We start from the raw sequence: 11329 nt of genomic DNA, 5'->3' as shown, positions 1-11329 counted from the left end.
CTTAACTTAATCGATCATCATCGACTAACTTAATCGATCATCGTCGCTTAACTTAATCGACAGAAGCCGTTGTTCCGAAGCGATAACGGGAGGTATTTTGCATCGGTAATAAATATATACATTGGTGAATGGCGATAGATTTGCGGAATGCGGTCGGATTTCCTCGCGGCGGGTGTCGGGGATGAGGCTTTACACGGTTTTCAAAACTTCCGCCTCCGCTTCTTCGTTTGTGCTTCCCTCTTTTGCCGGGCTTTCTTCTTGGGCGGGGGCAGGCGCCTGTGTCTTGACGGCTTCGACGCTTTCCATAAATCGGTGGTCGCTCTTGATTTTTCTCAGTGCCCTCTGCGCCGCATTTTGTTGGGATTCCTTTTTGGAATACCCCGTGCCGGTTCCTGCCGGAAGTCCTTCTATCCGCACTTCAGTCTGGAACACGGGGTTGTTTTCGTGGTCGATGAACTGTTCGATGAGTTCGAACGAAACCTCTACTTTGTATTTCTGGCTCCACTCGATGAGTTTCGACTTGAAGTTCATTTCCTTGCGCGACATCTTGTCCAGGTCGATGTATTGCCTGAAAATCTTCTTCTCCATGAACTGCTTGCACCGGTCGTATCCCTGGTCGAGGTAGATGGCGCCGATAAAGGCTTCGAAGGCGTTGCCGTACATGTAGCTGTTGTGCGAGGAAGAGCGTGAGGCATACTTGACGAGCTTGTCCAAACCGATTTCCACGGCCAGCTTGTTCAGTGTTTCGCGTTGTACGATTTTGGAGCGGGTGTTGGTCAGGAAGCCTTCCCGTTTGCCTTCAAAGTGCTTGAATACGATGTCGCCTACCACCGCATCGAGGATGGCATCGCCCAGAAACTCCAAGCGTTCGTTGTTGATGAGCCTTCCTTCTTCGGAACGGAGCGAAGTGGATTTGTGTAGCAGGGCCTGCTGGTAGATTTTCAGGTTGTGGGGCAAAAAGCCCAGAATGCGATAAAAACAAAAATAAGACTTCCGTTCCTTATGAAACAAGAGCCTTATTTTGTCTATTTGGTTACGTAACACGACCTTACTCTGCGTATTTCTTGAAGATGACACAAGCATTGTGACCGCCAAACCCAAAGGTATTGGACAAGACAGCGTTGACAGTACGCTTCTGGGCCTTGTTGAACGTGAAGTTCAGGTCGTAGTCGATGTTTTCGTCGTTGTCGCCCTCGGTGTGGTTGATGGTCGGAGGTATGATGCCGTTCTTGATGGCCAGGATGCTGACGATGGCTTCTACGGCGCCGGCTGCACCCAGCAGGTGGCCTGTCATCGACTTGGTCGAGCTGATGTTCAGTTCGTAGGCATGTTTGCCGAATACTTCCTGGATGGCTTTTACTTCCGAAATGTCGCCCACCGGAGTGGATGTACCGTGCACGTTGATGTAGTCGATCTGTTCGGGCTGCATCTCTGCATCCTCCAGCGCGTTTCTCATCACGAGTTTGGCTCCCAGTCCTTCGGGGTGCGATGCGGTCAGGTGATAGGCGTCGGCCGACATGCCTGCACCGGCTACTTCGGCATAGATTCGGGCGCCGCGTGCTTTTGCGTGCTCCAGTTCCTCCAACACGAGGCAGCCGCCTCCTTCACCCATTACGAAGCCGTCTCGGCTGGCGCTGAACGGACGCGATGCCGTTTCGGGTGAATCGTTGCGGGTGGACAGGGCGTGCATGGCGTTGAATCCGCCTACGCCGCAAGCGGCAATGGCTGCCTCCGAACCACCTGTGACGATGGCGTTGGCTTTGCCCAGACGGATCAGGTTGAACGCATCGGCGATGGCATTGGTCGAAGTGGCGCAAGCCGAGCACGTGGCGTAGTTGGGGCCATGAAAGCTGTACAGGATGGAAATCTGTCCGGCTGCAATGTCCGAAATCATCTTGGGGATGAAGAACGGATTGAACTTGGGCCCGTTTTCTTTGCCCGTCAGTGCATAGTTGCCTGCTTCTTCTTCGAATGTGTGGATGCCGCCGATACCGGCTCCGAATATGACACCTATTCGGTTCAAATCCTCATTTTCGACATCAAGACCGGAGTCCGTGACGGCTTGTTTGGCCACGGCGATGGCGTACTGCGTGTACAGGTCCATCTTGCGGGCTTCCTTGCGGTCGATATAGTCGCTTGCATCGAAGTTCTTCACTTCGCAGGCAAACCGGGTCTTGAATAATGACGCGTCGAAATGAGTAATAGGTCCCGCTCCACTGACTCCATCGACAAGGTTGTCCCAGAATTCCTGGACATTGTTGCCAATGGGAGTAACGGCACCGAGACCTGTTACTACAACTCTTTTTAATTCCATGTGATTGATGGATAAGGATTACTTAGCGTGCTCTTCGATGTAAGATATGGCATCGCCTACAGTAGCAATCTTCTCTGCTTGATCGTCGGGAATAGAAAGACCGAATTCTTTTTCGAATTCCATGATAAGTTCTACAGTGTCAAGAGAATCAGCTCCCAGGTCGTTTGTGAAGCTCGCTTCGTTTGTAACTTCTGATTCTTCTACGCCTAATTTATCGACGATAATAGCTTTTACTCTTGATGCAATTTCAGACATAACTTTAAGTTTTTAGTTAATAAATTGAGTTTATTTCTTTAATTTTGCGTTTGCAAAGAAAGGTATATTTATTGTTTTGCGCAAATATTTAATGGATTAAATACAATTATTTTGCACAAAAAGCGGTTTTTTGTGCAAAAACAGGAGGTTTTATGGGAAAAAATGTAGCAATTCTGGCGTCCGGCAATGGCACGAATGCCGAAAATATCATCCGGTATTTCCAGAAGAAGGAAAGAAAAGACGGAGCGGACGGAGTGGTGCTGGTCGTGTGCAACCGGCAGGATGCGAATGTCTTCAAACGGGCGGAAAACTTGCACGTTCCGTGTATATATATAGGTAAGGAGAAATGGGCGACCGGCGAAGAGGTGTTGAAGCTGCTGGCCGATTATCGGGTGGACTTCCTTGTATTGGCAGGTTTTCTGGCGCGGGTGCCCGATGCGTTGTTGCAGGCTTACCCGCAGCGCATCGTGAATATCCATCCGTCGCTGCTGCCCAAGTTTGGTGGGAAGGGCATGTATGGCAACCGCGTCCATCAGGCAGTCGTGGAGGCGGGCGAACGCGAGAGCGGCATCACCATCCAGTATATCAACGAGCATTATGACGAAGGGGATATTATCACCCAGTTCCGCTGTCCGGTCTTCCCGGAAGATACGGCGGAAGACGTGGCGGCGCGGGTGCATGCGCTGGAATACGAGCACTATCCGCAGGTCATCGAACGGCTGCTGGCCGGAACAGACTAAGCTAACCGATGTATTTCACCCGGAAGGCTTCCGGCTCCCGTCGCAGGGGATAGTCGCCGCGCAGCTGCTCGAATTGTTCGGGATGGAGGCGCAGCGCACGGTCGTCGCGTCGCGGGTCGTACATGGCGAGGAAGGCTTCCGTCCGGTTGCGGGCCTCGATGAGCGGGTGGGGCGGTGCGGGCGGTTCGATGCGGTAGCGGGCGTCGAGGCGGAAGAAGCGGCACAGGGCGTCGAGCGACATGCGGGTGGCGTTGGCCTTGCCGTCGGCCGAGTAGCCGGCGATGTGTGGGGTGCCGAGAAAGACACGGTCGAGCAGGCCGGGATGGATGTCGGGCTCGTTTTCCCAGACGTCGATGATGGCGTCGCCGATCTGTCCGGCTTGCAGCGCATGGAGCAACGCCTGCGTCCCGACGACCTCTCCGCGCGAAGTGTTGACGAGGACGGGACGTCGCTTCAGGCGGCCGAAGAAGTCGGTATCGGCCAAATGGAAGGTCCGGTAGGCGCCTTCGCGGACGAGGGGGACGTGGAAAGTCAGTACGTCGCATTCTTCCGCCAGCTGCTCCAACGGAGAAAAGCAGTCGCCTCCCTCCTTCTCCCGACGCGGCGGGTCGTTCAGCAGTACGCGCATACCCAGTTCGCGCCCGACTTCCGCCACCTTCGTGCCTACGTGTCCCACGCCGACAACGCCCAGCGTCTTCCCTTCTAACCGGAAGCCCTTTTGCAGTTGGAGGAGCAGAAGGGCGGAGCGCACGTATTGGGCGACTGAACCCGCGTTGCAGCCGGGCGCATTCTGCCAGGTGATGCCGGCTTTCCGGCAATAGTCCGTGTCGATGTGGTCGAAGCCGATGGTCGCAGTCGCGATGAAGCGCACACGGCTTCCCTCCAGCAGGCGGCGGTCGCAACGGGTGCGGGTGCGGACAATCAAGGCATCGGCATCGCGCACCAGTTCGGGTGTGAATTCCCGGCCGGGAGCATAGACAATCCGATCTGCCAGGGTGCTCAGGGCCTCTTTGATATAGGGTATCTTGTCGTCGACGATTACTTTCATGTACTTCATTCCTGTTTTTGTCTGCAAAGATAAGCAGGCTTTGCCATTGTTGTTGCATTTTGTCCGTTCATTTTATTCGTCGGAGGAGGCGGAAACAGGGCGGCTCCGGCCGGAAAGCACGGCTTTCGTTTTGTACTTCCCCGCGTTTGCACTATCTTTGCATGACTGTTATAGAAATGAAGAAGTTATGAAAGAATTCCTCCGACTGCTGCGGCGCTTCGTGCCGCCCTACCGAAAGTACCTTGTCTGGGCACTGTTTCTCAATCTGCTGTCCGCCTTCCTGAACATATTTTCCTTTACGCTGATTATTCCCATCCTGCAAATTCTCTTCAAGATGGATACGAAAGTCTACGAGTTCATCCCCTGGGATACGGCGGGCATGGAGCTGAAAGACGTGGCGGTGAATAACTTCTACTACGAAGTGTCCCGGCTGATAGCCGAGCGCGGCGCCTCGCTGACGCTGCTCGTCCTGGGCATCTTCCTCGCCGTGATAACCTTGCTGAAGACGCTGGCCTACTTCGCCTCGTCGGCCGTCATGATACCGCTCCGCACGGGAGTCGTGCGCGACATCCGCAGACAAGTCTATCATAAAGTGCTCCGTTTACCGCTTGCATTCTTTTCGGAAGAGAGGAAGGGAGACATCATTGCCCGCATGAGCGGCGACGTCACCGAGGTGGAGACGTCCGTCACCAGTTCGCTGGACATGCTCATCAAGAACCCCGTCCTGATTATCGTCTATTTCGCCACGATGATTGCCGTCAGTTGGCAGCTGACCCTCTTCACGCTGCTGGTGGTACCCGGCATGGGTTGGGTGATGGGTGCCGTCGGCAAGAAGCTGAAACGGAAGTCGCTCGAAGCGCAGAGCCGCTGGAGCGACACGATGTCCCAGCTGGAGGAAACCCTCGGCGGACTGCGCATCATCAAAGCTTTCATCGCCGAAAAGAAGATGGAAAAACGCTTCGACAAGTGCAGCAACGACTATCGCGACGCCATCAACCGCGTGGCTACCCGCCAGGCACTTGCCCATCCCATGAGCGAGTTCCTCGGTACCTGCCTCATTGTCATCGTCCTATGGTTCGGCGGAACGCTTATCTTGAATAACATCTCGTCCATCGACGCCCCCTCGTTCATCTTCTATCTGGTCATTCTCTACAGCGTCATCAATCCGCTGAAAGAATTCTCCAAAGCCGGATACAACATCCCGAAAGGCCTCGCCTCGATGGAGCGCATCGACAAGATACTCCTCGCCGAAAACCCCATCCGCGAGCCGGCCCGCCCGAAACAACTTACGGGATTGGAACACGCCATCGAGTTCCGCGACATCAGCTTCAGCTATGACGGACGCCGCGACGTGCTGAAGCATGTCGACCTGACCGTGCCATGCGGACGAACCATCGCGCTGGTGGGCCAGTCGGGCTCCGGCAAGTCGACGCTGGTCGACCTCCTGCCGCGCTATCACGACGTGCAGCAAGGCCGAATCCTCATCGACGGGACCGACATCCGCGACGTGCGCATCCGCGACCTGCGCGCCCTTATCGGAAACGTCAATCAGGAGGCTATCCTCTTCAACGATACCTTCTTCAACAACATCGCTTTCGGCGTCGAAGGGGCCACGATGGAGCAGGTCGTCGCCGCCGCCCGCATCGCCAACGCCCACGACTTCATCATGGAGACGCCCGACGGCTACAATACCAACATCGGCGACCGCGGCGGAAAGCTCTCCGGCGGGCAGCGCCAGCGCATCAGCATCGCCCGCGCCATCCTGAAAAACCCGCCCATCCTCATCCTCGACGAAGCCACTTCGGCCCTCGACACTGAGAGCGAACGCCTGGTGCAGGAAGCCCTCGAACGGCTGATGAAAACGCGGACCACCATCGCCATCGCCCATCGCCTCTCCACCATCCGCAACGCCGACGAAATCTGCGTCCTCTACGAAGGCGAGATTGTGGAGCGCGGACGCCACGAAGAACTGCTCGCCCTGAACGGCTACTACAAGCGGCTGAACGACATGCAGTCGCTCGGCTGACAGCCCTCACCTCCGCACCGATAAATCACCCGCATTACAGTCTCTAAAAAAAATCAGACCGATATGGACAACGACTTCAACTTTTGCGACAACGCCCCCGAATACTTCGGCTTCTGCCTCAAGACCGATTGCGCCTCCGCCGGCGAATGCCTCCGCGCCTTCGCAGCCCGCGACCTGACCCCCGTCAGGAGCACGTTCACCCTCGTCAACCCCCTGCTTGCCGACACGGCGGGAGCACGCTCCTGCCGGTTCTTCCGCAAGGCCGAAAAAGTCCGCATGGCCTACGGCTTCCGGCGGGCATTCGCACTCATTCCGGCCGGAAACGTGAAAGTCGTCCGCTCGGAAGTCTGCGAACTGGTCTGCCGACGCAACTACTACTACCTTCTGCGCGGACAAAAACCCCTCTCCCCCGCCATGCAGAAGAAGATAGCCGCCATTCTGAAGCGTCACGGCCTGACCGTCCCGATGGAGTTCGACCGCTACGAATGGCAGTACGTGTGGTAAGCCGCCTCCTGCCCGCCGCCCTGCGCACTTTTCTGCACCGACGTGTTCACTTTTCTGCACCGCCCGGTGCATTTTTTTGAAATACCCGGTGCACTTTTTTGAAATATCCGGTGCACTTTTGTGAAATATACGGTGCAAAATAGTGCACTGCTCGATGCAAAGTTGTGCACCACTCTGTGCACGGTTGTGAAATACTCGGTGCACGGCCGTGCACTGCCGGGTGCACAGTTGTGCACAAACCGGTGCACACATGCGGGCCGGCATTCATTTCCGTCCGAAGTCGGCAGGGATTTCGCCCCAGCGGTCGGTCTCCCATTTCAGAAGGGGCGTGGTGTAGGTGTTTTCGCGCAGCCATTTCTCCGCCCGCTCTATCAGCCGGAACAGCGCCTCCGTGCGGGGCTCGCGGGGCAGCCGCGTTTTGCATTTCTTCTGTCTGACCCACTGGATGGCGTTGCGGCTGTCGCTGTAGACGGGCATCTCCAAGCCCTTCTGTTTCAGCAGCGCAAGTCCGTGGACGATGGCGAGAAATTCGCCGATGTTGTTTGTACCGTAGACGGGTCCGTAGTGGAATATCTCCTGACGCGAAGCGACGTGCACGCCGCGATACTCCATCCGGCCGGGGTTTCCGCTGCACGCGGCATCCACCGCCAGACTGTTCTCCACCACCCCGGACGCAGGGCGGCCGCTGCCGTCATCCTTCGCTTTTCGAGGCCGATGCTCCGTCGCCTCCTTCCGTCCGATATACGCTTCGGGCGCCGAGGCAAATGCTTCTTCGGCCTCCTCCCTCGTGTCGAACGACTTGAAGCGCGCGCCGTCGTAGCCTTTCGTCTGAAGTTGGCAGTCCGTCCAGTTGTCGTAGATGCCGGGTGCGACGCCCGCCCATACGACGTAGTATTTCCGTTTCTTCTTCATGCGGGCAAAGGTACGAATATTTTCGGTTTACGGCTCCGAATGGCGCCGAAAGGCGGAAATATCTTCGTTTCCTCCGCCGGCTTCCCGCCTCCGCCCGCCGCAGTCCGCGCGCGCAGATACGCATGTCGCGCCCGTTTCTTTGTTTCTGATAGGTTGCTTTTTCAGCTTGTTTCTGTTCAAAGTGACAGTCGAAACGTTAATTCTTCGGTCAGAATGATATTTTTTGCCCGGAAAATTTGGAGCGTTAAATTACGTGTAATATCTTTGCGGCTCGTTGAGAGAATTTAGTAACTTTAATTTAAGAGAGAGTTTATGAAAAAGAAGTTATTACTGTGGATGGTTTGCCTCTTTGCGGGGGTAAGCCTTGGATTGGCTCAGACGTCGAGCGTTCAGGGAGTAGTTACTTCCGGCGAAGACGGAGAGCCGATTATCGGTGCATCGGTATTGGTAGTGGGCACCCAGATGGGCAGCATGACCGATATGGATGGCAAGTTTACAATCAGCAATGTTCCGGCCGGTGCCAAAACGCTGCGCATCTCCTATGTCGGCATGCAGACGCAGGAGGTGGCTATCACGGCAGGCAAGCTCATCAAAGTGGTGTTGCGTGCCGACTCCGAAGTGCTGGACGAGGTAGTGGTGACGGCTTTGGGCATCAGTCGCTCCGAGAAGTCGCTGGGCTATTCGGCCACCACCGTCAAGAGCGACGAAATCATCAGTGCGCGTACCACCAACGTAGCCGACGCCCTTTCGGGCAAGGTGGCGGGTCTGCAAGTCAGCAGCACCTCCAGCGATCCGGGTTCGGTAAGTAATGTCGTCATTCGCGGCTTCGGTTCCATCAACGGCGACAACCAGCCCCTGTATGTCGTAGACGGCATCCCCCTTTCCAACAGTTCCGTATCCGGCAACGGAAAGAGCGTGACTTTGGGCGGTATTTCCAACGTGGCTTCGCAGGACATCGAGTCGATGACCGTCCTGAAAGGCGCAGCCGCTACGGCACTCTATGGCAGCCGTGCCGCCAACGGTGTCGTCATCGTCACGACCAAGAGCGGCAAGCGTTCGAGGGATCGCAACTTTTCCATCAACTATAGCGGCAGCGTGCAGGCACGCCAGCTATCCTTTCTGCCGGAGTTGCAGAACAGTTTCGGACAGGGCTGGAACGGCGGGCAGACCTTCATCGAAAACGGTTCGTGGGGCCCTGCCCTCGACGGCTCGACACAGGTGTATGGCCCGGTGTGGAACCACCAGCAGCTGATCCACGAGTTCAGTGCCAAGGAAGACAACGTGAAAGACTTCTTCGACTTGGGCTGGTCGCATAACCACAACCTCTCGCTGAGCGGCGAGTCGGACGACCGGAAGATGACGTACTACCTCTCCTATTCGTACACGGGCGACGACGGTATCATCCCCGAAGACTACGACATGTACAAGCGCAACACCGTCGCCTTCCGCAACAGCTACGAGCCGGTGAAGTGGTTGAAGCTGTCGTCTTCCGTCAACTTCGCCCGCAGCCAGACGGATGCTGTGGGCAGCTTCCAGGGTACATCCGTAATCGACGGTTTGCTGGAACTGCCTCGCGATGTCTCCATCGTCGACATGAAAGACCTGAGCAACCCCTTCAATACGCCGGAAGCCTATTTCACCCCTTACGGCATCACCAATCCCTATTGGTCGTTGGCCAACAACCGCTTCCACACCAACTCCAAGCAGATTTACGGGAAGGTGCAGGCCGACATCAAGCCGGTGAAGAATGTCACCCTGACCTACCGCATGGGTCTGGACTACACGGACTATGACATCAAGACAGGCAGTCCGCAGATTGATCTGGACGATGCGCTGATAGACAACGACTACGGTTATCCGCCTTCCAGCATGAATCAGGAAGGAGGCGTGACGGCCATCTACAGCCGCCGTTACGAGCTGAACCACGACTTCCTGGCCAACTATGCGCAGAAGTTCCTGGACGACCGTCTGGACGTCAACGTCAACGTCGGTGTGAACATGAACGAACGCTATTCCACCTCTCTGAACGGTTCCGGTACCAACCTGTCCATCGGTACGGGTTTCTGGGATTTGAGCAACACGGCTTCGCAGACGCTTTCCGAGGGTCAGAGCAAACGCCGGCTGGTAGGTCTCTTCGGCGACTTGACCGTAGGCTGGGACGATATGGTGTACCTGAATGTGACGGCCCGCAACGACTGGTCGTCTACGCTGCCCATCCAGCAGAACAGCTTCTTCTATCCGGGTGCCACTCTGAGCTGGATATTCACACGGCTTATTCCTGAGAACGACATCCTGAGTTTCGGTAAGCTGCGCCTGGCTTATGGTAAGACGGGTAATGACGCTTCTCCTTATTCCACCTCTCTGTCGTACATACAGGGAGCATCCAACGGCTATTACGTCGCTCCCAATATCTCGTTCCCCTTGAACGGCGCCAATGCCTACCAGACTTCCAACACCCTGGGTAGCGAGAACCTGAAACCGGAGATGACGTCGGAGTTTGAAGTCGGAATGAACTTGCAGTTCTTCAACGGCCGCCTGGGCATTGATGCCGCTTACTACAACCGCCGCACGAAAGACCAGATCTTTACTTTGCCGGCCGATCCGGCTTCGGGATACAGCTATGTCATAACCAACTTCGGTGAAGTGGAAAACAAGGGTGTGGAGCTGGCAGTCAACCTGACTCCCGTACAGACACGCAACTGGCGTTGGGACATCGGCTTCAACTTTGCCAAGAACAAAAACAAGGTAATCTCGCTGCCCGAAAGCCTGGAAGGCGGGCGCGTTTCCATCTATGGCTTCGCGGCCGGCAGCGATGACGTCGAGTTGTATGCCGTCGAAGGACAGCCTATGGGCCAGTTCTATACGTACCTGCCGCAGTACACCGAAGACGGCAAGATGATTGTGGATGGCAACGGTTTCCCCATACTGGGCACTACGCTGGAAGACACCGGCAAGAACATGAACAACGACTGGACCGGCGGTATCACGACAGGCCTGACCTTCAAAGACTTTACCCTGAGCGCAGCTTTGGATATCCGCAAAGGCGGTTACATGTTCTCGCGTACCAAGAACCTGATGCAGTTTACCGGAAACGGCGTAGTTACCACCTATAACAACCGTCGTCCTTTCGTTATCCCCAACTCGGTGGTAGCCAACGAGGATGGCAGTTATTCTCCCAATACGACGCCTATCTATCAGTACGACGGCAGCTACCAGACTTACTTCAACGACTATGGCTATGGAAGCGGTGGCGAGGCTTATCTGATGGACCGTTCGTTCGTGAAGCTGCGTAACATCAGCCTGACGTGGAACCTTCCCAAGAAGTGGGTACGCGCCATGCAGCTGAACGCACTCTCGCTGACGGCATTCTGCAACAACGTCTTTATGTGGACGGCTTCGGATAACCGCTACGCCGATCCTGAATCGACTACCATTTCGAGCGCTGACGACCTTGGCTCACAATTCGGTGAGCTTTACAACAACCCGTCGTGCCGTGTGTTCGGTTGCAATCTTAATATCACATTCTAAAA

General features: G+C 55.7%; 9 protein-coding genes. 4 read left to right on the top strand and 5 right to left on the bottom strand.

The features are described 5' to 3' along the window. Positions 1-189: 189 nt before the first annotated feature. Genes rnc through Q0Z70_RS07425 form a run of 3 tightly spaced genes read right to left on the bottom strand, consistent with a single transcriptional unit; the run spans position 190 to position 2569 of the window. Positions 190-1083, bottom strand: a complete 894-nt coding sequence (rnc, locus tag Q0Z70_RS07435; RefSeq protein ID WP_298073463.1) for a ribonuclease III — start codon at positions 1081-1083, stop codon at positions 190-192. After that, a complete protein-coding gene (gene fabF / locus Q0Z70_RS07430) occupies positions 1049-2314 on the bottom strand; it encodes a beta-ketoacyl-ACP synthase II (RefSeq protein ID WP_298073462.1) in 1266 nt (421 codons plus the stop codon). The genes rnc and fabF overlap by 35 nt, the downstream gene beginning before the upstream one ends. Positions 2315-2332: 18 nt before the next feature. Beyond that, entirely contained in the window at positions 2333-2569 is a 237-nt protein-coding gene (locus tag Q0Z70_RS07425; protein WP_298073461.1) for an acyl carrier protein, read from the bottom strand. A 152-nt stretch (positions 2570-2721) separates the two neighbouring features. On the opposite strand from Q0Z70_RS07425, the gene Q0Z70_RS07420 reads away from it, so the two are divergent. Continuing rightward, positions 2722-3309 (top strand): phosphoribosylglycinamide formyltransferase, encoded by a 588-nt coding sequence (locus Q0Z70_RS07420; protein WP_298073460.1) that lies wholly within the window; start codon positions 2722-2724, stop codon positions 3307-3309. A gap of 1 nt (position 3310) precedes the next feature. Here the strand turns inward: Q0Z70_RS07420 and pdxB are convergent, their stop codons facing one another. Continuing rightward, positions 3311-4357, bottom strand: a complete 1047-nt coding sequence (gene pdxB / locus Q0Z70_RS07415) for a 4-phosphoerythronate dehydrogenase PdxB (RefSeq protein WP_298073466.1) — start codon at positions 4355-4357, stop codon at positions 3311-3313. Between the two features lie 187 nt (positions 4358-4544). Between pdxB and Q0Z70_RS07410 the strand changes: the two genes are divergently transcribed. Both Q0Z70_RS07410 and Q0Z70_RS07405 read left to right on the top strand, forming a co-directional pair. Beyond that, entirely contained in the window at positions 4545-6383 is a 1839-nt protein-coding gene (locus tag Q0Z70_RS07410; protein ID WP_298073459.1) for an ABC transporter ATP-binding protein, read from the top strand. A gap of 63 nt (positions 6384-6446) precedes the next feature. Next, positions 6447-6887 carry a DUF6078 family protein gene (locus Q0Z70_RS07405; protein WP_298073458.1) on the top strand — a complete coding sequence of 147 codons (441 nt, stop codon included), beginning with the start codon at positions 6447-6449 and terminating at the stop codon, positions 6885-6887. A gap of 264 nt (positions 6888-7151) precedes the next feature. Here the strand turns inward: Q0Z70_RS07405 and Q0Z70_RS07400 are convergent, their stop codons facing one another. Next, a complete protein-coding gene (locus tag Q0Z70_RS07400; RefSeq protein WP_298073457.1) occupies positions 7152-7799 on the bottom strand; it encodes a ribonuclease H family protein in 648 nt (215 codons plus the stop codon). Positions 7800-8111: 312 nt separating this feature from the next. On the opposite strand from Q0Z70_RS07400, the gene Q0Z70_RS07395 reads away from it, so the two are divergent. Further along, complete coding sequence (locus Q0Z70_RS07395; RefSeq protein ID WP_298073456.1) at positions 8112-11327, top strand: SusC/RagA family TonB-linked outer membrane protein; 3216 nt, start codon at positions 8112-8114, stop codon at positions 11325-11327. Positions 11328-11329 lie beyond the last annotated feature (2 nt).

This window comes from uncultured Bacteroides sp. (genome assembly GCF_947632445.1).
Classification (GTDB): Bacteria; Bacteroidota; Bacteroidia; order Bacteroidales; family Bacteroidaceae; genus Bacteroides.
This window is presented reverse-complemented; position numbering and strand designations above follow the sequence as displayed.

What these genes read in the sequence shown, in the direction of transcription:
- rnc (WP_298073463.1), bottom strand. Translation starts at nt 1,083, where the DNA reads ATGCTTGTGTCATCTTCAAGAAATACGCAGAGTAAGGTCGTGTTACGT.
- fabF (WP_298073462.1), bottom strand. Translation starts at nt 2,314, where the DNA reads ATGGAATTAAAAAGAGTTGTAGTAACAGGTCTCGGTGCCGTTACTCCC.
- Q0Z70_RS07425 (WP_298073461.1), bottom strand. Translation starts at nt 2,569, where the DNA reads ATGTCTGAAATTGCATCAAGAGTAAAAGCTATTATCGTCGATAAATTA.
- Q0Z70_RS07420 (WP_298073460.1), top strand. Translation starts at nt 2,722, where the DNA reads ATGGGAAAAAATGTAGCAATTCTGGCGTCCGGCAATGGCACGAATGCC.
- pdxB (WP_298073466.1), bottom strand. Translation starts at nt 4,357, where the DNA reads ATGAAAGTAATCGTCGACGACAAGATACCCTATATCAAAGAGGCCCTG.
- Q0Z70_RS07410 (WP_298073459.1), top strand. Translation starts at nt 4,545, where the DNA reads ATGAAAGAATTCCTCCGACTGCTGCGGCGCTTCGTGCCGCCCTACCGA.
- Q0Z70_RS07405 (WP_298073458.1), top strand. Translation starts at nt 6,447, where the DNA reads ATGGACAACGACTTCAACTTTTGCGACAACGCCCCCGAATACTTCGGC.
- Q0Z70_RS07400 (WP_298073457.1), bottom strand. Translation starts at nt 7,799, where the DNA reads ATGAAGAAGAAACGGAAATACTACGTCGTATGGGCGGGCGTCGCACCC.
- Q0Z70_RS07395 (WP_298073456.1), top strand. Translation starts at nt 8,112, where the DNA reads ATGAAAAAGAAGTTATTACTGTGGATGGTTTGCCTCTTTGCGGGGGTA.